The organism is Exiguobacterium sp. s138 (assembly GCF_018618775.1).
Taxonomy (GTDB): Bacteria; Bacillota; Bacilli; order Exiguobacteriales; family Exiguobacteriaceae; genus Exiguobacterium_A; species Exiguobacterium_A artemiae.
In genome coordinates this window covers 534,985-561,087 of sequence record NZ_JACSMW010000003.1, presented here as the reverse complement: position 1 = coordinate 561,087, position 26,103 = coordinate 534,985, and the positions used below count along the sequence as shown (strand labels likewise).

Annotated in this window: 29 protein-coding genes and 1 tRNA gene; 21 read left to right on the top strand and 9 right to left on the bottom strand. The window is 47.6% G+C overall.

From position 1 onward, the window contains the following. The first annotated feature begins 4 nt into the window (after positions 1 to 4). The gene (locus KNP91_RS09995) at positions 5 to 598 is read left to right on the top strand and encodes a flavin reductase family protein (protein ID WP_214765519.1); all 594 of its coding nucleotides are present in this window, start codon (positions 5 to 7) and stop codon (positions 596 to 598) included. A gap of 66 nt (positions 599 to 664) precedes the next feature. Here the strand turns inward: KNP91_RS09995 and KNP91_RS09990 are convergent, their stop codons facing one another. Together KNP91_RS09990 and KNP91_RS09985 are read right to left on the bottom strand one after the other, a co-directional pair. Continuing rightward, positions 665 to 1,057: a hypothetical protein gene (locus KNP91_RS09990; RefSeq protein ID WP_214765517.1), complete on the bottom strand. Its 393-nt coding sequence runs from the start codon at positions 1,055 to 1,057 to the stop codon at positions 665 to 667. Continuing rightward, positions 1,057 to 2,958 carry an ABC-F family ATP-binding cassette domain-containing protein gene (locus KNP91_RS09985; protein WP_214765537.1) on the bottom strand — a complete coding sequence of 634 codons (1,902 nt, stop codon included), beginning with the start codon at positions 2,956 to 2,958 and terminating at the stop codon, positions 1,057 to 1,059. The genes KNP91_RS09990 and KNP91_RS09985 overlap by 1 nt, the downstream gene beginning before the upstream one ends. Positions 2,959 to 3,114: 156 nt before the next feature. Between KNP91_RS09985 and KNP91_RS09980 the strand changes: the two genes are divergently transcribed. The 12 genes from KNP91_RS09980 (at position 3,115) to KNP91_RS09925 (ending at position 11,782) form a co-directional block, all read left to right on the top strand. Further along, positions 3,115 to 3,774 carry a redox-sensing transcriptional repressor Rex gene (locus KNP91_RS09980; RefSeq protein WP_214765514.1) on the top strand — a complete coding sequence of 220 codons (660 nt, stop codon included), beginning with the start codon at positions 3,115 to 3,117 and terminating at the stop codon, positions 3,772 to 3,774. Then, positions 3,774 to 3,977 carry a twin-arginine translocase TatA/TatE family subunit gene (locus KNP91_RS09975; protein ID WP_214765511.1) on the top strand — a complete coding sequence of 68 codons (204 nt, stop codon included), beginning with the start codon at positions 3,774 to 3,776 and terminating at the stop codon, positions 3,975 to 3,977. The genes KNP91_RS09980 and KNP91_RS09975 overlap by 1 nt, the downstream gene beginning before the upstream one ends. A gap of 7 nt (positions 3,978 to 3,984) precedes the next feature. Next, positions 3,985 to 4,764, top strand: coding sequence for a twin-arginine translocase subunit TatC (gene tatC, locus KNP91_RS09970; protein WP_214765508.1), 780 nt, complete (start codon positions 3,985 to 3,987; stop codon positions 4,762 to 4,764). A 107-nt stretch (positions 4,765 to 4,871) separates the two neighbouring features. Next, positions 4,872 to 4,944, top strand: a tRNA-Ala gene (locus KNP91_RS09965). 245 nt (positions 4,945 to 5,189) lie between these two features. Next, on the top strand, positions 5,190 to 8,933 hold the full coding sequence (locus KNP91_RS09960; protein ID WP_214849957.1) for a S8 family serine peptidase: 3,744 nt from the start codon (positions 5,190 to 5,192) through the stop codon (positions 8,931 to 8,933). Positions 8,934 to 9,101: 168 nt separating this feature from the next. After that, positions 9,102 to 9,260 carry a hypothetical protein gene (locus KNP91_RS09955; RefSeq protein WP_012371645.1) on the top strand — a complete coding sequence of 53 codons (159 nt, stop codon included), beginning with the start codon at positions 9,102 to 9,104 and terminating at the stop codon, positions 9,258 to 9,260. Between the two features lie 93 nt (positions 9,261 to 9,353). Continuing rightward, entirely contained in the window at positions 9,354 to 9,803 is a 450-nt protein-coding gene (locus KNP91_RS09950) for a hypothetical protein (RefSeq protein ID WP_214849954.1), read from the top strand. Positions 9,804 to 9,817: 14 nt separating this feature from the next. Continuing rightward, positions 9,818 to 9,973, top strand: coding sequence for a hypothetical protein (locus KNP91_RS09945; protein WP_214849951.1), 156 nt, complete (start codon positions 9,818 to 9,820; stop codon positions 9,971 to 9,973). 84 nt (positions 9,974 to 10,057) lie between these two features. Then, positions 10,058 to 10,294: a hypothetical protein gene (locus tag KNP91_RS09940; RefSeq protein ID WP_214849949.1), complete on the top strand. Its 237-nt coding sequence runs from the start codon at positions 10,058 to 10,060 to the stop codon at positions 10,292 to 10,294. Between the two features lie 20 nt (positions 10,295 to 10,314). Continuing rightward, entirely contained in the window at positions 10,315 to 10,776 is a 462-nt protein-coding gene (locus tag KNP91_RS09935) for a hypothetical protein (RefSeq protein WP_214849947.1), read from the top strand. 18 nt (positions 10,777 to 10,794) lie between these two features. After that, entirely contained in the window at positions 10,795 to 11,271 is a 477-nt protein-coding gene (locus KNP91_RS09930) for a hypothetical protein (RefSeq protein WP_214849945.1), read from the top strand. 25 nt (positions 11,272 to 11,296) lie between these two features. Beyond that, complete coding sequence (locus KNP91_RS09925) at positions 11,297 to 11,782, top strand: hypothetical protein (protein ID WP_214849944.1); 486 nt, start codon at positions 11,297 to 11,299, stop codon at positions 11,780 to 11,782. A gap of 250 nt (positions 11,783 to 12,032) precedes the next feature. Here the strand turns inward: KNP91_RS09925 and KNP91_RS09920 are convergent, their stop codons facing one another. Genes KNP91_RS09920 through KNP91_RS09905 form a run of 4 tightly spaced genes read right to left on the bottom strand, consistent with a single transcriptional unit; the run spans position 12,033 to position 15,814 of the window. After that, positions 12,033 to 13,040 carry a FecCD family ABC transporter permease gene (locus tag KNP91_RS09920; protein ID WP_214849943.1) on the bottom strand — a complete coding sequence of 336 codons (1,008 nt, stop codon included), beginning with the start codon at positions 13,038 to 13,040 and terminating at the stop codon, positions 12,033 to 12,035. Beyond that, positions 13,037 to 14,083, bottom strand: coding sequence for a FecCD family ABC transporter permease (locus KNP91_RS09915; RefSeq protein ID WP_051523867.1), 1,047 nt, complete (start codon positions 14,081 to 14,083; stop codon positions 13,037 to 13,039). Before KNP91_RS09915 ends, KNP91_RS09920 begins: the two co-directional genes overlap by 4 nt. 24 nt (positions 14,084 to 14,107) lie before the next feature. After that, a complete protein-coding gene (locus KNP91_RS09910) occupies positions 14,108 to 15,019 on the bottom strand; it encodes an iron-hydroxamate ABC transporter substrate-binding protein (protein WP_026831833.1) in 912 nt (303 codons plus the stop codon). Positions 15,020 to 15,022: 3 nt separating this feature from the next. After that, positions 15,023 to 15,814: an ABC transporter ATP-binding protein gene (locus KNP91_RS09905; RefSeq protein WP_026831834.1), complete on the bottom strand. Its 792-nt coding sequence runs from the start codon at positions 15,812 to 15,814 to the stop codon at positions 15,023 to 15,025. A 183-nt stretch (positions 15,815 to 15,997) separates the two neighbouring features. On the opposite strand from KNP91_RS09905, the gene KNP91_RS09900 reads away from it, so the two are divergent. The 3 genes from KNP91_RS09900 (at position 15,998) to KNP91_RS09890 (ending at position 18,655) form a co-directional block, all read left to right on the top strand. Continuing rightward, positions 15,998 to 17,056 (top strand): NAD(P)/FAD-dependent oxidoreductase, encoded by a 1,059-nt coding sequence (locus tag KNP91_RS09900; RefSeq protein ID WP_214849941.1) that lies wholly within the window; start codon positions 15,998 to 16,000, stop codon positions 17,054 to 17,056. Positions 17,057 to 17,211: 155 nt separating this feature from the next. Further along, on the top strand, positions 17,212 to 18,507 hold the full coding sequence (locus tag KNP91_RS09895; protein WP_214849940.1) for a cation:dicarboxylate symporter family transporter: 1,296 nt from the start codon (positions 17,212 to 17,214) through the stop codon (positions 18,505 to 18,507). A gap of 1 nt (position 18,508) precedes the next feature. Further along, positions 18,509 to 18,655, top strand: a complete 147-nt coding sequence (locus KNP91_RS09890) for a hypothetical protein (protein WP_214849938.1) — start codon at positions 18,509 to 18,511, stop codon at positions 18,653 to 18,655. Between the two features lie 77 nt (positions 18,656 to 18,732). Here the strand turns inward: KNP91_RS09890 and KNP91_RS09885 are convergent, their stop codons facing one another. Both KNP91_RS09885 and KNP91_RS09880 read right to left on the bottom strand, forming a co-directional pair. Beyond that, entirely contained in the window at positions 18,733 to 18,966 is a 234-nt protein-coding gene (locus KNP91_RS09885) for a DUF4305 domain-containing protein (protein ID WP_214765486.1), read from the bottom strand. Between the two features lie 21 nt (positions 18,967 to 18,987). After that, positions 18,988 to 19,680: a CPBP family intramembrane glutamic endopeptidase gene (locus KNP91_RS09880; protein WP_214849936.1), complete on the bottom strand. Its 693-nt coding sequence runs from the start codon at positions 19,678 to 19,680 to the stop codon at positions 18,988 to 18,990. A gap of 220 nt (positions 19,681 to 19,900) precedes the next feature. Between KNP91_RS09880 and groES the strand changes: the two genes are divergently transcribed. From groES to KNP91_RS09855, 5 genes are all read left to right on the top strand, one after another. Continuing rightward, on the top strand, positions 19,901 to 20,185 hold the full coding sequence (gene groES / locus KNP91_RS09875) for a co-chaperone GroES (protein WP_012371631.1): 285 nt from the start codon (positions 19,901 to 19,903) through the stop codon (positions 20,183 to 20,185). A 19-nt stretch (positions 20,186 to 20,204) separates the two neighbouring features. Next, positions 20,205 to 21,851, top strand: a complete 1,647-nt coding sequence (gene groL, locus KNP91_RS09870; protein WP_214849935.1) for a chaperonin GroEL — start codon at positions 20,205 to 20,207, stop codon at positions 21,849 to 21,851. Between the two features lie 234 nt (positions 21,852 to 22,085). After that, positions 22,086 to 22,577 (top strand): GIY-YIG nuclease family protein, encoded by a 492-nt coding sequence (locus KNP91_RS09865; protein WP_214849933.1) that lies wholly within the window; start codon positions 22,086 to 22,088, stop codon positions 22,575 to 22,577. Positions 22,578 to 22,612: 35 nt separating this feature from the next. Further along, entirely contained in the window at positions 22,613 to 23,188 is a 576-nt protein-coding gene (locus KNP91_RS09860) for a GNAT family N-acetyltransferase (RefSeq protein WP_214849932.1), read from the top strand. Beyond that, positions 23,175 to 24,116, top strand: coding sequence for a HEAT repeat domain-containing protein (locus tag KNP91_RS09855; RefSeq protein WP_214849929.1), 942 nt, complete (start codon positions 23,175 to 23,177; stop codon positions 24,114 to 24,116). The genes KNP91_RS09860 and KNP91_RS09855 overlap by 14 nt, the downstream gene beginning before the upstream one ends. 68 nt (positions 24,117 to 24,184) lie before the next feature. Here KNP91_RS09855 and KNP91_RS09850 read toward each other — a convergent pair whose 3' ends face one another. Then, positions 24,185 to 25,987: an LTA synthase family protein gene (locus tag KNP91_RS09850; RefSeq protein WP_251135975.1), complete on the bottom strand. Its 1,803-nt coding sequence runs from the start codon at positions 25,985 to 25,987 to the stop codon at positions 24,185 to 24,187. Positions 25,988 to 26,103: the final 116 nt, after the last annotated feature.

Here is a 26,103-nt window from a genome sequence, read left to right as displayed (position 1 = left end):
AACAATGAAGTTTGATGCGCGGTCACTCAGTCCAAAAGAAAACTATAAATTGTTGATCGGGAGTATCATCCCGCGACCGATTGCTTTCGTCACGACAAGAGGAGCGGACGGAACAATCAATGCTGCCCCGTTTTCGTTCTTTACCGTCGCCTCAAGTCATCCGCCTCAACTGTTGATTGCCGTTCAAAAGACGGATCAAGGGGAGAAGGATACGGCTAAAAATATCTTGTTAACGAAAGAATATGTCATCCATATCGTCAGTGAAGAGATCGTCGAAGCAGTCAACGAGACGGCAGCACCGCTTGCCTACGGTGAAAGTGAACTGGAGCGGACGAATCTGACACTGATTGACAGTGATTTGATTGATGTTCCCGCGGTCGCAGAAGCAAAAATCCGGTTTGAGCTGAAGCTGACGCAACACATCGAACTTGAAACAGCCGATTTATTGATTGGCGAAGTCATCCGCTATCATGTCGTGGATGAACTGGAAGAGTCCTTCCGGATTGATGCAGACGGATTAAACGCAATTGCCCGTCTTGCCGGCAATGACTACGCGAAAATCGGTGACATCTTTACGATTGCGCGTCCTACGAAATAAGACAATGCCATACAAATAGACGAGGAAAGCAGATATCGAATCTGCTTCTCTCGTCTTTTTTGTGACTTACTCCATTTTATGACGTTTGCTGTACTGAAAACCGTCGAGCAAATAAAACAGGACGGCAAGTGCCCAGATTCCGACACAGCTGATCAAAAAGGCGACCAGTGGTGAGACAGCACCGTAATACATCATGATCATCGGGTCGTTCAGTTCGACGAACGACTGAATTGTCAACAACGTACAGATCAGACCGGACAATAAGCTGACGAACAGTCCGCTCCAGGTCTGGATGACAAGACCGATCATGCAGGAAATCAGGATGAACAACGGGTACACGGCATTAAAGGCATCCGGACGAATGAAAGCCGAGACATAGTCCGCATACATCGGGACGAAGTAGAGGACACCGGACAATAATCCTTGGATCAGATTGATCAGATAACTTTTCGATCGCATCAGTGGAACGACTCCCACTGTTCCATCAGCTCAAGCAAATCGACGTCGATCTGATCACGTTCTGCCGACAGGGCGGTCGCTTTCGGAATATCATTAAAGACTTCCGGTTCACACAACAGCTGTTCGATTTCAACCGACCGGTTCTCCAACCGTTCGATCTCTTGCTCGAGCTGTTCGAGTTGCTGTTTCTTCTTACGTGCTTCTTTTTGGGCTTCTTTGTCAATCGTCTTCGTCGACGCAACTTTGATTGCTTTCGCTTCTTCCGCTTCGAGTCGGGCAATTTCTTCTTTCTCGGCTTTTTTCTCCATGTAATACGAGTAGTCGCCGAGGTAATCGGTCACACCGTCTGAACTCATTTCGATGACACGCGTCGCGACGCGGTCAATGAAGTAGCGGTCGTGGGAAACGAACAGCAGAGTCCCTTCGTAGTCGACGAGGGCATTCTCGAGGACCATCTTCGAATCAAGATCCAAGTGGTTCGTCGGCTCATCGAGGACCAGCAGATTCGTTTTGCGTAACTTCAGTTTTGCGAGCGCCAGGCGTCCGCGTTCCCCGCCGGATAATTCATGGACGAGTTTGAAGACATCATCACCGCTGAAGAGGAACTGACCAAGCACGGACCGGACTTCCTGTTCGCGCATCAACGGCCACTCGTTCCAGATTTCATCAATGACCCGGTTACGGTCATTGAGTTCCGCCTGCTCCTGATCGTAGTAACCGATTGAGACGCCGGTTCCGAACCGGTACTCTCCGAATAACGGTTTCAGACGGCCGACGAGCACTTTCAGCAGTGTCGACTTGCCGATTCCGTTTGGTCCGACGAGCGCCAGTGATTCCGCACGTTGCAGACGGAACGTGATATTTTTCGAGACGGCTTCTTCATAGCCGACTGCGAGTTGGTTGACCTGCAGCACATCATTGCCGCTCTGCTTTTCAATCGGGAATGACAGAACCGTACTGCGTTCGTCACCGTCCGGCCGGTCGATCCGGTCGACCTTTTCAAGACGTTTGCGGACGCTTTGCGCCCGTTTTGTTGTCGTTGCCCGGGCGATGTTGCGCTGGATGAAATCCTGCATCTTCGCGATATCTTCCTGTTGCTGTTCGAACTGTTTCATTTCCTGTTCGTAGAGCGCCGCTTTTTGTTCGAGATACTTCGTATAATTACCGGTAAACTTCCGGGAGACGTTCCGGGATAATTCATAGACGACGTTGACGACTTGATCGAGGAAATACCGGTCATGGGAAACGATCAGGACAGCGCCGCGGTAACCGGACAAGTAACTTTCAAGCCAGGACAGTGTATCGATGTCCAGGTGGTTGGTCGGCTCATCGAGAATCAGCAGTTCCGGTGCCTGCAGCAACATTTTCGCGAGGGCGAGCCGGGTCCGCTGTCCACCAGAAAGCGTCTGAATCCGTCGGGAATAATCGTCCGGATAAAAGCGCATCCCGTGTAAGACGGAGCGGATGTTGGCTTCGAACTGATAGCCGCCGGCTTCCGAGAAGTCGTGTTGCGCTTGATCGTATGTTTTCAGGAGACGGTCATAGGCAGTCGGATCATTTAAAATGTGCTCCATGCCCATTTCAATTTCCATCCGGCGAAGCGCCCGTTCCTGATCCTGCAGATGCTCAAAAACAGTCAGCATCTCGTTCCAAATCGATTCGTTTGATTCAAGTCCGCTGTCCTGCGCAAGATAACCGATCCGAACTTCCTTGCTTTTCATGATCTCGCCCGAGTCATGTGACAGCTCCCCAGCGATGATTTTTAAAAGTGTCGATTTTCCGGCACCATTTCGTCCGACGAGGGCAATCCGGTCCCGTTCCTGTACTTCGAGTTTAATATTGTCTAAAATCGGCTCGACGCCGAATGATTTTGAGAGTTGGTTTACTTGTAAGAGAATCATATCCATCCATCCTTCCACCCTTTAGTCTATCACGAAAAATCCTGCCGAATATAATATTTGTTACTCTATGTGAAGTGGTTTACAATCAAGGGGAGTAGAATTCTTTGCATTGATTTGGGTGCCACGTCAGAACGTGGCCGAAGGGGGAACTGCAGTATGAATGGGCCAGACACAAAAATACCACAAGCAACGGCGAAACGGCTGCCGTTATATTATCGTTTTATCCAGAGTCTTTATAACTCCGGCAAGTTGCGCGTCTCGTCAGCAGAGCTCAGCGAAGCGGTCAAAGTCGACTCCGCGACGATCCGTCGTGACTTTTCCTACTTTGGGGCGTTAGGGAAAAAAGGGTACGGTTATAATGTTCAACATTTGTTAACATTTTTCCGAAAGACACTCAACCAAGACGAGGTCACGAATGTCGCCTTAATCGGGGTCGGACATCTCGGAACAGCGTTTGCAAATTATAACTTTTTAAAGAATAATAGTACTCGTATCGTCATCGCGTTTGACGCCGATGAGGACAAGGTCGGAACGACGACGCAGGACGTTCCGATTTATCATGTGTCAGATATGAAAGAACAAATCAAAGCGAACAATGTCGACGTCGCCATCTTGACGGTACCGTCTCAGTTCGCCCAGTCAGTGGCAGATGAGTTAGTAGAGTATGGTGTGACCGGCATTTTGAACTTTACACCGGCCCGGTTGAATGTACCGGCCCACGTTCGGGTGCATCACATCGATTTGTCAATCGAGCTGCAGTCGCTCGTGTATTTTATGAAGCATTATTCGCAATCAGCTGAAGGAGTGAAATCATAATGGAAAACTTAATCCCGTTAACACTTGGTATTGGACCGGGGAGCATCGCTTTGATTGGTGTCGTCGCCTTAATCATCTTCGGACCGAAGAAATTACCGGAACTCGGCCGCGCTGCCGGACAGACGTTAAAAGAGTTCAAGAGCGCAACGAACGGCATCATGGAAGATGATAAGGACAAAAAGGACGAAATGAAAGAGAAGTGAGTGAATCATGGCGATCGATCAAGAACAGAGTGTGACATCGCACTTAGATGAACTGCGTAAGCGGATCATCTGGTCGCTCATCATTGTAGTGGTCATGTTTATCGCAGCCTTTCCGCTCGTCCGGCCGCTCGTCCGTTTCTTACAGGCCGACTTAAAGGAACTCGGAATTGGGCTGAATGCGTTTAACGTTGTTGATCCACTGATGTTATATCTGAATCTTGCGTTCATCATCGCAATCGTCTTGGCGTCCCCGTTTTGGATGTATCAGCTTTGGGCATTCATCCGTCCCGGTCTGCACGACCAAGAACAAAAAGCGACGTTGACGTATATTCCCGTGACGTTTTTCTTATTCCTTGCGGGTATTTCGTTTTCTTATTTTTGGCTGTTGCCGTTTTTACTCGAAGTATCGACGGAACTCGGGCAAGAGCTTGGGATTGAACAGGTCATCGGCGTCGAGAACTACTTCAGTTTCCTGATCAGGTTGACGATTCCGTTCGGTGTGTTGTTCCAGTTGCCGGTCGTGACGATGTTTTTGACACGGCTCGGACTCGTGACGCCGTTCTTCATGCGGAAGAATCGGAAGTATGCATATTTTGCGCTGTTCGTGATTGCGGCGTTGATCTCACCGCCCGATATCACATCGCATTTGATGATTTCTGTTCCGTTGTTCGTGTTATATGAAATCAGCATCATCATCTCAGCACGGACGTACAAAAAAGTGCTGATTCTCGAGCAGGAGGCGGAACTGGAGCGACAGGCGGATCTTATGCGTGAGTTGAACAAATAATAGAAGATTCTCCTTTACCCGCAAGGTGAAGGAGATTTTTTTGTAAGCGGTCTAATTTTATATTGAAAAAGTGAACAGCAATGGTTATACTCATTATAGAAACACACGGGGGCTTAGCTCAGCTGGGAGAGCGTTTGGCTGGCAGCCAAAAGGTCGTCGGTTCGAGCCCGATAGTCTCCATATCGCTTTACTTGAAAACCCTTGGGCAACCGGGGGTTTTTTTTGTGTTTTCAGAAAAACGTTCTCTTTTGATAAAAAGGTAAATGAAGGATGTTAACTGATTGATATGCCATAAACCAACAATTATTTTTAAAATACTCCAAATTTAAATTGTATATTAAGAGAAAATTAATTAAACTAAAAATACAGAATTTTCGTTTAATATGTTTTGTTACACATTACATTTTTGGAAAAGAGGAAAAAGAATGAAGAAAAAGAAGATTGCTCTGATGGCGGCAGCCCTCATGACAACTTCCAGCCTAGTTCATGCTGAGGGAAATGTGTCATCACAAAAAGTGGATGTACAAAAGCCACAAGCACTCTCACTGAAAAAAGCGGGTCAGGAAAAGTCATACAGCCAAAACGAAAAAGTACGGATTGTCGTCGAACTCGATCAAAAAGCCGCAATTGAACATGCGCAGGCACAAAATAAACGCTACAGCACGTTAAGCAATACGGAAAAAATCATTCTCAAGAATCAGATCGTCAATAAACAAAAAGAAGTCAAAGCAGCGATTGCTAAAAAAGATATTGCTGTTTCGTATAAAGAAAGCTTTACGACTGTCCTGAACGGTTTCAGTGGTGAAGTCAAATACGGTGAAATCAAAGAGTTGAAAAAGTTAAGCGGCATCAAGAGCGTACATATCGCACATGAGTATGCGCGTCCGGAAGTCGAAAAAGGCGCGACACCAAACATGTTGCACAGTAAAGACATGGTTAATGCAAAAGAAACATGGCAGGACTACGGCTATAAAGGGGAAGGAACCATCGTTGCCGTCATCGATACGGGAATCGACCCGACCCATAAGGACATGGTCCTCAGTCCGGAGACAAAAGTTGATTTGACGTCGTCAAAAGTCGAAGGCTTCAAAGCGTCAAAAGGATTAAAAGGAAACTACTTTACGGAAAAAGTTCCGTACGGTTATAACTATGCCGATCATGACAGTGAAATCCGTGACCTCGGACCAGGTGCTTCGATGCACGGAATGCACGTTGCCGGTACGGTTGGTGCCAACGGCGATGAAACGAACGGCGGGATCAAAGGGGTGGCACCGGAGACACAACTGCTTGCGATGAAAGTATTCGGCAATGATCCGGGGATGCCGTCGACATTCAGTGATATCTACATCAAAGCGATCGATGATGCGATTGCGCTCGGCGCAGATGTCATCAACATGAGTCTTGGTTCAACGGCCTCGTTCGTCCAAAAAGATGATCCGGAACAAAAAGCGATCGTTAATGCGATGAACAACGGGATTTTATGTGCGATTTCGGCCGGAAACTCGGCATTTGCCGGAAGCGGTGCCGGAAATCCATATGCATCGAATCCGGATGTCGGTGTCGTCGGTTCGCCGGGACTGATCAGCGAATCGCTGCAAGTCGCGTCTGTTGAAAACACACAGCTGACACTCGAAGGTATGGCATTAACGGTTGACGGACAGGATGCCGGTTACCTGGCCTACCAAAAACAAGATTCACCGAATCCGATTGCTGTCTTTGATAAAGAGAAGATGGATGTCGTGTATGTTGGTGACGGCAGTGAATCCAACTATGCGGACAAAGACGTCAAAGATAAAGTCGTCTTCGTCGTCCGAAACGGTAACTTTAACTACGCGATGATTCAAGCGGAAGCTGAAAAACAAGGAGCAGCCGGCGTCATCGTTCGCGGTCGTGTCGAACACGGCGATTACGTCAGCATGGCGCTCAATAAACCGACGATTCCACTCGTCTCGTTAAGCATTGCCGACGGAAACGAGCTCGAAGCGAAAGCAAAAGCAGGTAAAGCGTTGACAGTTACGTTTGACGGGAAAGCGGTCTCGACACCAAACCCGGTCGCCGGAGAAATGTCTGATTTCACATCATGGGGTGTGACACCGAACCTTGATTTTAAACCGGAAATCACGGCACCGGGCGGAAAAATCTACTCCACTCTCAACGCCAACGAATATGGCGTCATGAGCGGGACTTCGATGGCAGCACCACACGTTGCCGGCGGAACAGCACTCGTCATGCAACGGATCGATAAGGACTTTAAAGTCAGCGGGGCGACACGTGTTAAACTCGCGAAGACCATTTTGATGAACACGTCTCGTCCGCAACTCGATAAAGGAAAATACAATGCGGAAGCAAAAACCGGTAACTATTACTCTCCGCGTCGTGAAGGAGCGGGTCTGATGGACTTGCGTGCGGCGATGAAAACACCGGTCGTCGTAACGGAAACAAAATCGGGCGAAGGAAAAGCCGCCTTGAAACAAGTCGGCGACAAGTTCAGCTTTACGCTCGACTTGAAGAACTACAGCAATGAAAAACTGACGTACAAACTGGCTGGAACGGTCCAATCGGATCTCGCCGTCCAAGGTCAAAATTTCCTGGAAGCGAACGGTATCTTTAAAAAAGGAACAGTTGATGCGGTCGATGCCAATAAAGGCACGTTCCCGATTTCCTTCACGGTCGGCTCGAAGAAAGCAAGTTCAGTCGCGATTAACGCGAAGAGCACGACAAAAGTCAACGTTACGGTTGATTTAAAAGATACAGTCGATTGGGCAAACGGTGTACCGCTTGAAACCATCTTCGAAAACGGCTACTTTGTCGAAGGATTCGTCCGTCTGATCGATACAAAGAGCAAAAATCCTGAGTTGACAGTTCCGTATGTCGGCTTCAAAGGAGCATGGGACAAAGCACCAATCGTCGATGCACCGGTGTATGATGAAAACACGTTCTACGGCGTCACAGGTCTTGCGACAGAAGTGAAGGATAACTTCAACTTCCTCGGAACGAATGCTGCAGGCGACGTCGTTAAAGAAAAAGTCTCGTTCTCACCGAACGGGGATGGCAGTGCCGATGAGGCCTTCCCGGTCCTGTCGTTCTTACGGAACGCGAAAAAGGTCGAGTACTCGATTCTTGACCGCAACAAAACAACACTCCGTAAACTGGAAACGCAGTCAGACGTCATCAAAAACTATTATGACGGCGGATCGGAAGACGGTTACACACCGGTGACGAATGCGGCGTGGGATGGAACGGTCAACGGTGCAAAAGCCAAAGATGGTCTGTACTACTATCAGGTCAAATCAGTCGTCGATTATCCGAATGCGAAATGGCAGACGGCGTTATTCCCGATCTACATTGATACAAAAGTTCCGGCAGCAACCGTTAAATGGGATGCTGACAAAAAAGCAGTTTCCTGGACAGCCGGTGACCAAGGAACGGGTGTCGCGTCATTTGATATCTTGGTCGACGGAAAAAGTGTCTTGAAAGAGCCGCTTGCTCCATCTGTTAAAAATTACACGCTGACGGATCTGCCAAGCCGCGCGAAAGTCACGTTCGTCGTAACGGATTATGCGGGTAACAGCGTGAAGAAAAACGTCAACACTTCAGGTGTCGACAAAACCGTTCCAAGTGTTCAAATTGATACACCGGAAGCACTCGGCTTAACGACATCACAACAAGTGACGGTTTCAGGAAACGTCGCCGATGAGTCCGGCATCAAATCATTCAAAATCAACGGAAAAGCTGTCAAATTACGCTGGGATGCTGTTCAACAACACTATGCATTCAGCCATGACATCACGTATACGACGGATGGTGTGAAGTCGTTTAAAGTCGAAGCCTATGATGGAAAAGGCAATCGTGTTGCCTTCAGCCGTCAGGTCATCATCGATTCGGAGCGTCCGACAATCCGCGTGACAGCACCAAAAACGGTTTCAAGCAAAACGAAAACAGCGAAAATGACGATTGTCCTGCGCGACAACTACGATGAGTTACGCTTTGATCTGAACGGTAACGCCGAATACCGCCGTTCGTTCAAGGAGCCGTACGAAATGCGTGCGTTCAAGAAAACGATCAATAAGACTGTTACCTTGAAAAAAGGTAAAAACGTCTACAACTTGAAATTAAAAGACCTCGGTGGCCATGTCGTCGAGAAGCAAGTCGTCATCACGAAGAAATAAGAAGTGGAAGACAGTGTTGGTTCCGGTGGATGTCTGCCGGAAGCGACACTGTTTTTTGTTTTGTCACAGAATGAATGAATCGGAACGTCTTCCGAAACGGTTTCCGTGTTTATCAAGTTGAGGGAAGGGGAAATTTCTTTATAGGTTATTTTTTGAGGGGGAACTCGTATGAATCCATTTACTACACTCATTGCTTTCATCGTCGGCTGTCTGGTTCTGTATCTCGGAATTCGCGATAAGAACGGTTGGTTGATCGGCGTCGCGATGATTCCGTTAGCCATCGTTGCATACAGTGTCATCTATCTAATCATTCAGGTCTCGGTCTAGAAACTTCTTTTTAGAAGTTTCTTTTTTTTTGAAACATAATTGGTAAAATGTAAGTATATTACATTAAGAAATGATGGAGAGGAACGTGTTGCAATGAATGCTGTGACAGGACAACAGACGGAATTACAGGAACTTTATCAACACATGCATCAACGGACGACCGCTAAACTGTGGGGCGTCTTGGCACTCTTCTTGTTTGCCAGTAACCTGATGGAACAACCTGTCCTTGCTTTGATCATTCCGATTTTATATTTCGCTTATGACATAATCATGCAACGGCGACGTTTTCAAATCGTTGCCCGTCACACCTCCCAAAGATCAGCAGACCGTCTGTTCCGTCTTCATGTCGGCGTCGGATTGTTTCAGTACGGAGCGCTCGCAGCCTTGATTATTCTGACGGCCAATCGGTCAGGTACGACCTTTTTGCTTGGACTATGTCTTTTCGTCATCCCGTTTTACTGGCTTTGCCGGCGTTTCTTGACGTACCGTTCCAAACAGATTGATCCGACTTATATCAGTGAAACAGAAATCCAGCAGGGATGAAGGAGGAAAGTCAGATGCAAACGGCAAAGGACGAACGGTTACATGAACTGACACTTGCCTATATCGACAAGAGTCAGCTTCAAAAAAACGGCTGGCTGATGGCTGCCGTGGCGGCGACGCTCGGCATTTTTTCGGAAACGATGGATTCCGCCCTTTATTTGGGTCTGTAGCCGCTTGTTTATCTGATTTTTGATCTTCCGTTTCAGCTGGAAAAACGCAGGATTTTAGAACGGTATCTCTCAAAAGACCAGGTCATGACACAATCGATGCTGTGGCTCGGCATTCAGATTGTGTTATATGGCTCATTGCTCATGGTGATACTCGAAACGAGTGATCTGTCCTTATGGAAAATGACGTTTTGGGTCATCCTGATTCTCGCTCCGATTTATTTTGTGACCGATTGGTTGTTTAAAAAAATGGCCCGGTCAGGCGATCCCGACTTCGGCAGTGATCAGGAAGTGCATAAGCACGTGAAGTACTTGGAAGAATGACAGCTAAAGGAGAGAACATCATGCGTACGGCACGGGACGAACGGTTACATGAATTGACGCTGGCTTACATGGAGAAAGACCTGTTAGGAACGAAGTGGTTATGGACAGTTCTACTTTTGATGGGGATCGGGATTTTAATGACATTGTTTGATTCGGTTCTACTGACGCTGTTGTTTCCGGTTGCTTTCCTTGGATCCAATCTGCGTTATCAAGTCAAAAAACGCCAGATTCTTGAATCGTACGTTGGTGAAGAACTAGCAACGACATACTGGCGATTTTGGTTTGTCCAAAACGTTGTGTTAAGTGTTACGTTTGCCATCCTTTTGATACTGACGGTGGATTTGTCGTTTTGGCAGATATGGGGGACGATTCTGATTATCCTGATCCCGATTTACGTGGTGTCTGAATGGTGGTTTAAACGCCGGATTCGGCGCGATGATCCGGATTTTGTCAGTGATCAGGAAGTATACAAAAATGTATAAAATAGGAGCTAACATCAAATGAATACACTGCTTGAAAAAAACGCACGGTTAAATCTGCTTGGACCGCCGCTCAAAAAGCTTCAACATCTGACGCCGGTTCCGGTTTTGGTCTTCGCAGTGATCGGTTGGTTCATTCCGGGTTTTTGGGAGACGGGACTGTTTACGTTATTTTCGATTACCGTACTTTGTCTCGCGGGCGTCGTCCGGGAAATCATGCGTCTGCGGATTTTAAAACAACGTCTGCCGGCTGAGTTATATCAACAGACCGTTTTGAAGGTCGGTCGCGCCTCGATGATTGGGTATTTTGTCCCGATCATTTTATTCTACGTGGGCAATCTCTTCCCTCAGTATTCAGGTGTTTCTTTCGCCCTGATTCTGTTCTGGGTGTTTGCGATTACAGTATACGTCTCTCGATTAAACAGGGTAGCGAAACAGCTTGATCCGGCTTTCGTGACGATGCGGGAAGTCGAACAGTACCGGAAACCGGGAAGTTAATGTAGCGATAGGGGGAGGTCAGGAAATGGATGAAATGAAACGGCAACGAACACTTGAATATCTGCGCTTTACGAAACGTGCCCGGCGTGTTCAGATAGTATTTTTTCTGCTCGTTTTGGTCGTCTTTTTGTTTCTGGCAGATGATTTAAACTTCGCCGAAACCTCAATGCATTACTTTTTACTGCTTCCCGTCCTGGGTTACCAATGGACGGTCCGCTTGTTGAAGTATCGTTATTTCACGAAACGATTTGACCGGATGGAAGTCTGGGATCATCTCGGGTTGCCGTACATCGTCATTACAATTACCGAGTTGCTGCTTGTCGTGGCGTCCCAGTTCTTGATTCCGTATGTGTCGCGACCAACGCTGATCGGACCGATTCTGGTCTTTTTACTGTCCGTCTTGTCACTCGACCGTCTCGTCGATTCCCGGATCAAACGACTTGATCCGACGCATTTATCAGAACGCGAGCTGATTCTCGCGGAACGGGAAGCGCGGCGGGTTAAATATTGAATGATGTAATAAAACGATACGTAAAAAACAACAGCGGCGAGAGGAAGTTTAACTTCCTCTCGCCGCTGTTGTTTTTTTAGAAATGATTTGATTTACGAGACTCCTGCAGGAAGAAGCGCAAGGCAACTTGCGCTGTCAGAGACAAACAAGACCCGGTTTCCTGTCCAAATGGACAGGAAAACTGGCTTGTGTCTCGCCTGAGGAAAGCGAGTGAAACAAGAAATCATTTCTTGTTGGTTGATCAGTTTTCTTACTTTTTCAGAAGCAGATAAATAAAGTACGGTGCACCAATCAGTGCGACGACGATACCGGCCGGAACACCTTCCGGATCAGCGATGTTTCGTCCGATCGTATCGGCCAAGACGAGCAACCAGCCGCCGATCAACAGCGCAATCGGCAAGAACCATTGATGACGTGGACCGACGAGGGCACGGGCGATATGCGGTGCCATCAAGCCGATGAAGGAAATCCCGCCGGTGACGGAGACAGCGGATGCCGCGAGTGCGACTGCTGTCAGCAACAGTTGAATCCGTTCCTTCTCAATCGCGACCCCGACACCAATCGCGACCGGTTCGTTTAAAGCGAGCAGATTGAGTTTATTGGCTTTATACAGCGTAAACGGAATCAAGACGATCAGCCAGGGCAGCAAGGCGTAGACGAATGTCCAGTCCGTCCCCCAGATGTTACCGGCGAGCCATTTGGCGATGAAGTCGACTTTCTCACGTTTCGTCGATGAGATCAAGATGACCATGATACCGGATAAAGCCATCGAGAAGCCGACGCCGGTCAAAATCAGGCGGATCGGTTGCAAGCCGCGATTCCGGTCGTACGAGAGTGCGTAAATTGCGACAGCGGTCACTAAAGCACCTAAGAATGCCGCAACCGGTAAGCCGTAGATGAATGAGCCGACATCCACGGGGAAGTAGAGGAAGAAGATTGCGACTGCGACCCCGGCTCCCGTATTAATCCCGATGATGCCGGGATCTGCCAGTTCGTTGCGTGTGATTCCTTGGAGGATCGATCCGGACAAGGCAAGTGCCATCCCGGCGAGCAACGTGATGACAATCCGCGGCAGACGGAGTGAAAATAAAACAAAGTCTTCTTTGAACGATCCTTGTCCGAGCAGGGTCGGCAACAGACGGTCATATGAGACGGATGCCGGACCAAGACCGATACTTATAACGATCGTGCCGAGCAATAACACACTTAAAATGAAAAAGATCAAGCGTTGACGGCGACGTAAACGAGTTTCCATCATGAGAATGCGTGACCTCCTTTACGGACAATCAATAAGAAGAACGGTAAACCGAGCATCGAGACGATTGCGACGACCGGTGTCTCGTACGGTGCAAACAGCGTCCGACCGATCGTATCGGCAAGCAGCATGAACGTTGCTCCGAATACAGCCGTCATCGGCAGGATGTAACGGTAATCGGTCCCGACGATCGCACGGACGATATGCGGAATCATCAGCCCGATGAACGCCATGTTGCCGACTAAGGCGACGGCAGCACCGGCAAGCAGGATGACGACGACGTACAAGACAGCTTTGATCCGGGTGATGTTCTGACCAAGACCAAGTGCGACTTCTTCCGACAGACTGAGAATCGTCAACTGACGTGAGAAAATCATCGCAATCACCGTCCCGATGACGATGACCGGCGTGATCGCTTGCAGTTGTCCCCACGTCGTGCCGACGAGTCCGCCTGACGTCCACTGAGAGACGTCCTGGGCAATTTTAAAGTAGATCCCGATTCCTTCCGCAATCGCGTACAAGAAGGCGGAAATCGCCGATCCGGCGAGGACGATCCGGAGCGGGGAGAAGCCGCCTTGGCGGGAAGCACCGATTCCGAAAACGAGTGCCGCACCGAGGGCAGCACCGATGAAGCAGGCGAGCATGATGCCGTAATAGTTGATGCCGGGAATGAAGACGATTGCTAAGGCAAGCGCCGCATTGGCACCGGCTGTTAGACCGAGCAGACCGGGATCCGCCAGAGGATTACGTGTCATCGCCTGCATGATGGCACCCGAGACGCCGAGTGCCGCACCGACGAGAATCGCGGCGAGTTCCCGGGGGAGACGAATTTCTTGAATGATTTTGGCTTTATCGTTGAGCGGACCAAACGTCAAGGCGTTCCAGACTTCACGGATTGACGTATCAGCAGCACCAAACGTCATCGAAATCCAAAACATGACGACGAAGAGGACCAGTCCGAATGAAATTTTTAATCCAAAGGGTAGTCGAGCGGATGACACAGGTATCGCCTCCAGTTTGTATGAATCCAAAAAAGGAGGGAGCATTGAGGCTCCCTCCTTTAGTATACGTTACGCGCCAAGGAAACTTTTCTTGAAGAACTCCAGTTGACGTTCCAATGTGAGTGGATCGTTGAAGTAAAATTCTTTTGAATCCACTTCGTAGACTTGCTTGTTCTTAACGGCAGGGATATTTTTGTATGTGTCCGTTTCTGTGAACGAGTTATCCGCTTCTGCTGTCTTGCTGAAAATCAGGTAATCGCCTGCATATTCAGGTAAGACTTCCGGTGATAACGCGTAGTAGCCATCTTTTAACGCCATCTCTGTGACTTTTTTCGGCATTTTCAATTTCATCTCTTGGTAGAGGATTTCTGTGCCGCGGCCCCAGTTGTCGCCGAAGACGTAGAGTTGTTTGTCGAAGCTTTCGATGACAGAAACTGTCGCATCTTCACCGATTTTAGCTTTGATTTCTGTTCCAGCGTCTGCTGCACGTGTTTTGAAGTCTTTGACCCAGTCGCGTGCTTCTTGTTCTTTGTTGAGCAATTTACCGATTTCGATGTGTTGCGTCAAGTAGTCGACTTTGCCGTATGTGTACGTGACAGTTGGTGCGATTTCTTTGAACTTATCGATGTTTTTTGTCGTATCGTATCCGATGATGAGATCCGGCTCGAGTTCGATGACTTTTTCGACGTTTTCTTCTGAGATTTCTTGGACGTCTTTCAGGTCAAATTTCGGATTTGATTTTGACCACGAGTCGACACCGACGAGCGGTACGTCGAGTGCCATGACGTTGCCGGCGAAACCAGCCAGGACGACGACACGTTTTGGATCAGCCGGGACTTCGACGTCACCTTTTTCGGATTTATAGGTAATCGTTTCTTTTTTTGTATCAGCAGACGAGGTCTCTTCTTTTTTCTCCGTGTTGCCACAAGCGGCAATCACAAGCGTTAACAATAAAAGAACCGGTAATAAAAGCTTTTTCATGATTCAGTCTCCCTTAATTAAGTTGTAGGTGACACACATCGGTTTATTCGTGCGCGGATCACGACCGATTTCGGCATCGATATGGAATACATCTTTGAGGACGTCTTTTGAGATGACTTCCTCACACGTTCCGGCTTTGACGACTTCGCCGTGTTTCATGGCGATGATGTAATCGGCGAAACGTGCCGCTTGATTTAAATCGTGTAACACCATCACGATCGTCCGACCTTCTGTCCGGTTGAGTTGTTCGAGTAACTCCAGAACTTCGAGTTGGTGGGCGAGATCGAGGTAGGTCGTCGGTTCATCGAGGAAGATGATGTCCGTTTCCTGCGCAAGGGCCATCGCAATCCAGACCCGTTGCCGTTGACCACCGGATAAGGCGTCGACCGGACGATGCTTAAACGCCATTGTGTCCGTCGCTTCCAGTGCCCAATCGATGATCTCGTAATCGTGTTTCGTTAAACGACCAAATCCTTTTTGATAAGGAAAGCGACCGTATGAGACAAGCTCTGCGACCGTCAGACCACTTGCGCTTTCCGGTGTCTGGGGCAGGATAGCCATTTTTCGGGCAAGCAGTTTTGTACTTTCCTTGGCAATATCGAGACCATCAAGTAACGCGCGTCCCGATTGATGGGGAATGATCCGGGTCATCGCCTTCAGTAAAGTCGATTTGCCGCATCCGTTCGCACCGATGATCGTCGTGATTTTTCGATCAGGAATCTGAACCGTCAATTCCTTGACGATGGTACGATCTCCGTAACCAATACTGATTTCTTCTGTTGCTAGACGTACCATAGACAGAGGCTCCTTCTCGTTTAAAGCTGTTATCATTGATAATGATTATCACTATCGTCCACCTAACCATAACAGTTTCATAAAAACGCTGTCAACATTTTTTCTTGTCTTCAAGAGATGTTCACGTTATCATTGGGAATGAGAATGATAATCAGTCGTGTTGGAGAGCGAGGAGTGAGTAAGATGGAGCAGCAGGAATTGTTCGATGTAACGGTAATTGGTGGAGGCCCGGCCGGGTTATACTCTACTTTCTATAGTGGACTACGCGGAATGAAGACGAAATTGATCGAATATCAGGCAGAACTGGGTGGAAAGATTCACGTCTATCCGGAAAAGATGATTTGGGACGTCGGGGGTCAGCCACCTATTACCGGTGCAAAGCTTATGGAACAGCTGGTCGAACAAGGCTTGACGTTCAATCCGACCGTTCATTTAAACGAAAAAATCATTTCCATCACGAAGGATGTTTTTGGCAACTTCGTCCTTGAAGCAGAATCTGGGATGATTCACTATTCGAAAACAGTCATCGTTGCCGTTGGCGGCGGAATCCTCAATCCGCAGAAACTAAAGATCGAGGGTGCGGAACGGTATGAGGTGTCGAACTTGAACTACACCGTCAAATCAATTGAACGGTTTAAGGATAAGACGGTCATCATTTCCGGCGGCGGTAACTCGGCCATCGACTGGGCGAATGAACTGGAACCTGTCGCGAAAAAAGTTTACGTCACGTACCGGAAAGACTGCTTCACGGGGCATGAAGCGCAAGTCGAACAGCTCGTTAACAGTTCCGCCGTTTGTCTGCTAAACACGACGATCCATAAGCTGGTTGCGAGTGACGATCATCACCGGATTGCCTCGGTCGAACTGATCGATTGTACGACGAACGAGACGGTGGCTTTGGAAATTGACGAAGTCATCATTAACCACGGCTATGAGCAGGATGCCGAGCTGCTGGCGAACTGTGACCTCGACTTACAACAGGTTGATGATTTTTATATCGCCGGAACAGCATCAAGTGAGTCGAGTGTACCTGGTCTCTACGCGGCAGGGGATATCCTGTCGCACGAAGGAAAAGTCCATCTCATCTCCGGTGCTTTTCAGGATGCGGCGAACGCCGTCAACCGGGCGAAGAAATATATTGAACCGGAGGCACCAAAAGTCGCGATGGTATCGTCCCACAATGAAGTCTTTAAAAAGCGGAACCGGGAATTGATTCAGGAAATGGTCAATCAAAACCGTTGAAAATAACGAAATAGCAAAGAGACGGCTTCTGTTTTTTAAACGGAAGCCGTCTCTTTTTTTGTATTGTACTATAACAGTACGGTTTGACAACGGTCTGTATTTAGGACAAAATGCTCTTATGTGTTTTTAAATGTGTGAAATTAAGGAGGAAAATTATGGCAGTAACGAAACGTAAGCCACTTGGTTTGGCTTGGCAGATTTTAATCGGATTGATTCTCGGGATTACCGTCGGTGGTATCTTTTACGGGAATCCACATGTCGCGGAGTGGCTGAAGCCAATCGGTGATATCTTTATCCGGATGATGAAAATGATCGTCGTCCCAATCGTCTTTACAACCATCGTGCTCGGTGTCTCGTCAGTCGGAAGTCCGAAAAGTCTCGGTCGTCTCGGCGTCAAGACACTCGGTTACTTTACAATCGTCACGATGATTGCCATCTTTACCGGTTTATTCGCAGCAAACCTTGTTGAGCCGGGAGCCGGCATCAACATGGCGACGCTCGACAAAACGGATATCTCGACATATGTCGAGACGGAAGAAACAACAAAGGATCAAGGTCTTGTTGAGAAGGTCGTCAATATCGTTCCGACGAACATCTTGGACGCGATGGTGCGTGGCGATATGCTGGCCATCATCTTCTTCTCCGTCCTGTTCGGACTCGGTGTCGGCTTCGCCGGCGAAAAAGGGTTACCGGTCGTCCGCTTCTTCGAAGGCGTCGCAGCAGCGATGTTCAACCTGGTGAACATCGTCATGAAGTTCGCTCCGATCGGTGTCTTCGCTTTGATTGGTGTGACGGTCTCGACGTTCGGAATCGAATCACTCGGATCGCTCTTTAAATTGATTGGAACATTGTATGTCACGGCACTTCTCTTCATGGTCATCGTTTTCGGATCAATCATGAAATGGGTCGGGGTTCGTGTCTCGGATTTCGTCCGTGTCTTCAAGGATGAATTGCTCCTGACGTATTCGACGGCCTCGTCGGAAACGGTATTGCCACGTGTCATGGAAAAACTCGAAAAAATGGGTGTTCCAAAGTCGATCGTCAGTTTCGTTGTTCCAACGGGTTACTCGTTTAACCTCGATGGATCAGCACTGTACCAAGCGATGGCAGCCTTGTTCATCGCGCAGATGTACGATATTAATTTATCAATCGGGACACAGTTGACGCTCGTCTTCGTGTTGATGCTAACATCTAAAGGGATGGCTGCCGTACCGGGCGTTTCGTTCGTAGTCCTGCTCGCTACACTCGGAACGGTCGGGATTCCGCCTGAAGGTCTTGCCTTCATCGCCGGGATTGACCGGATCATGGACATGATGCGTTCTGTCGTTAACGTAACAGGAAACACGCTCGCTTCACTCGTCATTGCGAAGTGGGAAGGTGTTCTGGATTCCGACCAGCTCGACGAATTCATGTCGACGGAAGGCAAGCAGGATAAAATCAAGAGTGCATAATATGACAGCAGACCAGATGAATCGTCATCTGGTCTTTTTTGTATTCCTGTGGTGTCATGTTTGTCGCGCCCGTTTTTCTCTGACGACAGCGGCTTGTCTGTTCCTGACGGAAGCGGAGCTTCCTTTTCCCGTAAAAGTCGGGCGGTGAACGACACCTGCTCTTCTACGTCATAGATGCCAATAAAAAATGAGATCACCGATTAAAGTCAGCGATCTCATTTTGCGTTATTTCTTGTCGTCCTTTTTTTCCTGTTCTTTTTTGATCATCTTCTTGGCTGCCATCCGGAAGCGGAAGATGAGGTAAAGACGATAAAAGTCGACGGCTGCGAACAGTGTTAAGAGAATCGTCCAGAAGTTAAAGACTGTTCCGGCCTCAATCGAGTTGGTATAAGCGAGGTACATGAACAGAATACCGAAGATGGCATAAAACAATGCCATGAAGTTTGAACCTTGTCGCATGAAAACACTACCTTTCGTTAATTAAGTCGTTGCGTAGAGGGCAAGCACGACGATGCCGTTATTAAAGACGTGAATGGCAATCGGTGCGATGATGCGGCGGGTCTTGACGAAGACGAGCGAGAAAACGAAGCTCATCGCGACGTAAATCAAAAATTTATTATCTCCGTGAATCAAACCGAAGATGACACCGCTGAGAACGAAGCTGAAGATGAAGTTCAGTTTGGTCGACAAATTTCCGAACATGATATGGCGGAATAAAAACTCTTCCATGATCGGACCAAGCAGGACGACCATGACTTGAAGAATCGGAATGACCTGGATGGCTTTCATGATTTCATCCGTATTCTGTGATTTCGCGATGTTCTCGATACCACCGGATAGCCAAGCATCCACCAGATTGACACTGATCAGCGAGACATACAACAAGACGATTCCGATCCCGATCCACTTTAACGTATCCATCGTATCAGTCTGATTGCCTTCAGCTTTCCACTTCTGCCAATCGGGACGTAAACAATAGAAGGAAACGATGACGGCTACAGTAAAACCAATCGCGAGCCACCAGCCGAGAACGCTCGGAATCTGACTTTTGGAGAGGAAACTTGGGAAGGTTGCCGGGACAAGTTGCACGATTAAATAAATCACGATCGGAATGACGTGACGGATTTGCCACTTCTCTGCCATGTTGAACGGCAGATTGACGGAATTTTTCATTGTTCGGGACACAACTCCTTTGTAATGAAGGTACTGTCCCGATTGTAACAAACAAACCGACCGGGCGCACGAATGGTGATGGTTCAAAGATGGCGATTTCGGGAAAACGCATAAGGGTTCGGGCTTGAATTCCAACTGAAAACCGTTTAAGATAAAAATATGTTAGCACTCCAATTAAGTGAGTGCTAAAAAACAGTCATGTTCAAGGAGGATGTTTCGCATGTTAAAACCACTTGGTGATCGCATCGTGATCGAAGTCGTTAAAAAAGAAGAAACAACACTCGGAGGAATCGTTCTTCCTGGGTCAGCGAAAGAAAAGCCGCAAGAGGGTAAAGTCGTCGCTGTCGGTACAGGCCGTGTGACGGAACAAGGTGTCCGTGTACCACTTGAAGTGAATGTCGGGGACCATGTCATCTATGCGCAATACGCAGGGTCAGAAGTCAAAGTCGATGGCAACGAATACTTAATTTTACGCGAAAGCGATATTTTAGCAGTAGCAAACTAATCAAAGGGGGATTTCAGTCATGGCAAAAGATATCTTATTCAGTGAAGAAGCACGCCGGGCGATGCTTCGCGGAGTAGACGCATTAGCGGACGCAGTCAAAGTGACAATCGGACCAAAAGGACGTAACGTCGTTCTCGAACGTAAATTCGGTTCACCACTCATCACGAATGACGGTGTGACGATTGCAAAAGAAATCGAACTCGAAGATCACTTCGAAAACATGGGTGCGAAGCTCGTCGCAGAAGTCGCGTCGAAAACGAACGAAATCGCAGGGGATGGTACGACAACAGCGACAGTCCTCGCACAAGCGATGATCCGTGAAGGACTTAAAAACGTCACAGCGGGCGCAAACCCGATGGTCATCCGTAAAGGAATCGAAAAAGCAGTTCGTCGTGCAGTCGAAGAACTCCACGCTATTGCAAAACCAATCGAAGGCAAAGAAGCAATCGCTCAAGTAGCGGCGATTTCAGCAGCTGACGAAGAAGTCGGTCAATTGATCGCGGAAGCAATGGAACGTGTCGGTCAGGACGGCGTCATCACAATCGAAGAATCACGCGGCTTCACGACGGAACTCGATGTCGTCGAAGGAATGCAGTTCGACCGTGGGTATGCGTCACCGTACATGATCACGGATTCCGACAAGATGGAAGCGGTCCTTGAGAACCCGTACATCCTGATCACGGATAAAAAGATTTCGAACATCCAGGAAATCCTGCCGGTCCTTGAGCAAGTCGTTCAACAAAATAAACCGCTCTTGATCATCGCGGAAGACGTCGAAGGCGAAGCACTTGCGACACTCGTCGTCAACAAACTCCGTGGAACATTCAATGCGGTTGCCGTCAAAGCACCAGGTTTCGGAGACCGTCGTAAAGCGATGCTCGAAGACATCTCGATCGTGACAGGCGCAGAACTGATCACGGAAGAGCTTGGTCTTGATCTGAAAGAAACACAAATCACGCAACTCGGCCGTGCGTCGAAAGTCGTCGTTTCAAAAGACAACACGACAATTGTCGAAGGAAACGGACACAGTGATTCAATCACAGCGCGTGTCGGAGCGATCCGTTCGCAAATCGAAGAAACGTCAAGCGACTTCGATCGTGAAAAACTGCAAGAGCGTCTTGCAAAACTCGCAGGCGGCGTAGCTGTCGTCAAAGTTGGGGCAGCAACGGAAACGGAACTGAAAGAACGGAAACTCCGGATTGAAGATGCACTCAACGCGACACGTGCAGCCGTCGAAGAAGGAATCGTTGCCGGTGGAGGAACAGCCTTCATCCACGTCACGAAAGCCGTTGAATCGATTCTTGCCGTCACGACTGGTGACGAAGCGACAGGTGTCAACATCGTCCTTCGTGCCCTCGAAGCACCGCTCCGTCAAATCGCGGAAAACGCCGGGCAAGAAGGTTCTGTCATCGTCGAGCGTCTCAAACATGAAGCGCAAGGCATGGGTTACAACGCAGCAACGGACGAGTACGTCGACATGATCGAAACAGGAATCGTCGATCCGGCGAAAGTCACGCGTTCAGCACTTCAAAACGCAGCATCTGTTTCAGCGATGTTCCTAACGACAGAAGCCGTCATCGCCGATAAACCGGAACCAGCCGGTGCACCTGCAATGCCTGATATGGGCGGCATGGGCGGCATGGGTGGAATGGGCGGCATGATGTAATCTAGCTGAGAGCCTAAATCACATCTTTTTATTTTCACTAATTATGTAATATAAAAGACATCTTCGAATTCGCTAGAATTTGAAGGTGTCTTTTTAATTTATTTAAAGGTTGAGTTAAACGAACTAGTGCCTATTTATAAAACAATGATTAAGGAATATAAAAAGTAAATATTTATGATAGAATCAAGTTTGTAATTGGTAAATTTATCAATATTAATTTAGAAAGGTGATTATATGGAAGCCATATTTATATTTGGAACTTTGATACTGATGGTGCTTATTATTATTGTTGCTTATAATGACTACACAGTAAACAAAATTAAAGAAGACATTAAAGATCAAATAACAGATTTAGCTAATAATACACTAGAAGTAACACCAAAGGAATTTTTTGAAATGCGAAATAAAAGTTTTGGAGGTAGAGCATTATATTCCAACAACTTTAATTTTGCAGGTGTCTACATACTGTACAATGAATCAAAAGATTTATATTACGTAGGTCAAGGGAAACAGGTCTTAAACAGAGTAAATAGTCATTTTACTGGTAAAGGTAATGGAGACGTATACGCAGACTATAAATACGGTGACTATTGGACAATTAGGATGATAGCACTTGAAGGTTCTGGTTTCAGTACATTGAATGAGTTAGAACGACATTCTATCGATACATATAATTCATATGAACAAGGCTATAACAAGACAAGAGGTAACAGACCCAAACAATAAATACTCGAGAATTTTCGTGAAAGGAAAATTGTTGTATGAAACAAAAAATGACGATAGTGATCAAGCCGTTAAAGAATCAATTCATAAATATCGTGAACAATGCCAATGAATCGTTCTCAATCATCGGTAAGCTTATTCCGAATTTTTCGAACGGCATCTGGTCCTATGAAGAAGAGTTATATGATACTCCATCTGAAATCCGCTTTCCGGATGACAAATTGGATTGGTCTGCTTATATCGACAGCAGTGAAAAAATTGTCTTGTTAGCTTTCCATGAAGACACTTGCATCGGACAGATCCGTCTCGTGAAAGACTGGAACCGTTTTGCCTATATTGAAAACATCGCTGTCAAAAAGGATTTCCGGAAAAGCGGTGTCGGTCACTTGTTACTTGAAGCAGCAGAAACCTGGGCGAAGGGACAGTCGTTGATCGGCCTATCGCTTGAAGCGCAAAACGATAATCTGATTGCCTGCCGTTTTTACGTCAAAGAAGGATTTGTCCTCGGCGGAGTGGATACGCTGAAACAATCCGCTAATCCGAACATTGATCTGACACTATACTGGTACAAGATTTTTTCGGGAACTGAAGGAACTGCCGATGAACAAGGATGAATTGATCGCATTAGCGGAACAGATGTCGATCGATGAGTATGTGTACGATGAAGAACGGGGTTATTCCACGAGTGAAGGTTCGCCGTCTGACTTGGCGTATGAAACAGCACGTCGCTTTCAGGATGTTCAAATGGTTCCTGTGTTAATGGACCTGCTTGAACAGACGAAGCGACTAGAAATGAAACAGTATTTCTACTTTATGCTTGGCACGATTGGTACGAATACAGGTGACGTCCTTGTTGCTGATTTACTGTTAAAACGGCTGGCACAGGAGACGAAGCCGACACTGATTAAAAGTATCCTTGATGAACTGGCGAACCAGGAACGGGTGGACGATGCGACGGATATCATACAGTATGTCGAGGATTTCCGTTCGGCTATTCGAAATTCGGCAATTGATGCACTCGGCTCCTGTCGGGGGGCTTTAGCAGAAGAGGCGTTAATTCGATTTATTACGACCTCCACCGATTCGTTTGAGATCATGAGTGCGAATTTTGTGTTGGCAACTATCGGGACGAAGCGGGTGATTCCGCATCTGTTACCGCTCCTCCATCATCCGAAAGGTGATGTCCGGCACTCGGCGTTGAATGCCATCAGTGAACTCGGAGACGATACGTTCCTGCCGGTGTTTATAAAAGGTTTGGAGGATCGGTCAATCGACGTCAAAACGTATGCATTGCTCGGAATTGTGAAACACGGAGATGCATCCGCCATTCAGCCGGTCATCAAACGGCTGAAAATAATGTTGAAGCGGAAGCGGCAGATTCAAAGTGACGAAGGCCTGGTTGCACTGCGTTTTTTAAATCGCTATCGACAATCCGACAAGACGATTCCGGTGTTATTTGACTGGATCGTCGCGAAAAAATGGAATGTTTTGTTTGACGACGAGCAAGACTGGCTGAATGAGCATCTCGAAGGCAACAGATGATCTGTATAATCTAGATTCATCAACAATAAAAAAAGACGAAACCGGATTAAAGTCCGGCTTCGTCTTTTTTACTTCAACCCGTTCTTTTCAATGATCGCGTCCGACAGACGCAAATCGTTTCGGACCTGTTTCGTCTGCGGTCGGCACATGTCGCGCGCGACCGCTTCTTTTGTCGAGACGTCATAACACGTGCCGTTGCCCGCTTTCCCGGTCAGCTTCGCTTGGTAATAGTAACCTTTATAGCGGAATGAACCGTCGCGAAACGCTGTTAGGTTTGGTTCGTCATCGAGTAACGAGTGTCCTGCCATATACGGGGCATCGAGATTGAGTAAATCGACGATCGTCGGGGCAATATCGATTTGCCCGCCGTTTTCTTGAATTGTTTCACCCGTGTCCTGATTCGGTTTTTTGATGAACAGCGGTACGCGGCGGTCGAGTTCAAAAGCATCGACGGCATTGTCGATTTGCGCTTTTTGCTGCATCTCCCCGTCTTTGTTCGTCAGACCGCTGTCATGGTCACCGTAAAAGATGACGAGTGTGTCATCCCACATGTCTTTTTTCTTCAATTCCTTGACCATCTGTCCGACGGCCCCGTCGACATAACGGATCGTTTGATAATACCGTTTCAGCATCGGATCCTTGTAACTCGACAAATCCAGTTGCTGTTCGTCCTTCGGAATTTCATATGGCGTGTGACTCGTCAAAGCGACGAGGAAGGAAAAGTACGGTTCTTTTAACGTTTCCATGTGTTCAATCGATTTTTGGAAAAATTGTTTATCATTTAATGCCATACCGATTTTCTTTTGTTTCGGATAATCTTCCTGGCTGAAAAAATGTTTGAAGCCGATATTTTGATAGACTTGATCGCGGTTCCAAAAGCCTTTTTCATAGGCATGCATGGCAGCCGTGTCATACCCATTCGTACGCAACAGATCCGGCAGCGCGTCAAACTCGTTATCCGGGAACCGGGTGTAGACGGAACCGGATTTCAACGGATAAAGCGACGTGTTCGTAATGAATTCGGCGTCCGAGGTCCGCCCTTCGTGTGTCTGATGATAAAACGACGGGAAATACAGCGATTCTTTTTTCAATTTGTTTAAGTTCGGTGTTAAGGTCTGACCGTTGATCTGTTGATCGATGACGGAAGCCTGGAATGATTCGAGCTGCACCAAAATGATGTTCGGTTTCTTCGCAGCACCACTCGTGCCGGAAGTCGTATTTTTATCGACTTGCTGTTGTTCGGCCTTCGTCAAACCGTCTGTTGAACCAAGTGCACTTTGAATGCCTCGAACCAGGTCGACTCCGTGGTATCCCCAAAATCCGAGCTGGTAATAGTCACGCATATCGGATACGGACCGGCTGAGATGCTGGTCTTCTTTGACGATGCTGTACGAGAGGGGGACGGCAAACAGAACGGCACCGGTGAGAAAAGTCAGTCCGGCTGTCTTGCGGCGTGTCTTTTTCGCGATAGAAAACGTCCGATGTCGCATAAAGAATAAAAATCCGAGGAAAATCAGGCTGTCCGCAAACAGTAAAAAGTCCTTCGGCAGGATCAAAGCGGCAAATCCGCTGCTGACATCACCCATCTGCATCATCTGTGACATCAGGGAGACGGACAGGAAATCGTTAAAATAGCGGTAATACCACATGTCGGAAATCAGCAACAGGCTGTGGGCGATCAACAGACCAAGCCAAATCCAACGGCGTTTTTTCCATTCAATCAATAAAGTCCAACTTGATAACAGCAGCATGCCGCCGAGGTTCATGAAAAATAGGTCAACCGGGAAAGCTGTATCGGTATAAAAGCTGAACAGCACGAATTTTAACGTGCCCAGTAATAAGTAAAAAGCGTAGCCGAGTCCAATCATCATTTGCTCCTAACGTTCGTCGTAGTCGTGAGATAATCTATACCCTTAACCGGACGGGAACGAACGTTTGAGTCGGCTGTAATGTGGAAAGTCCGTTGACCTGATTTATCAAAAAACAT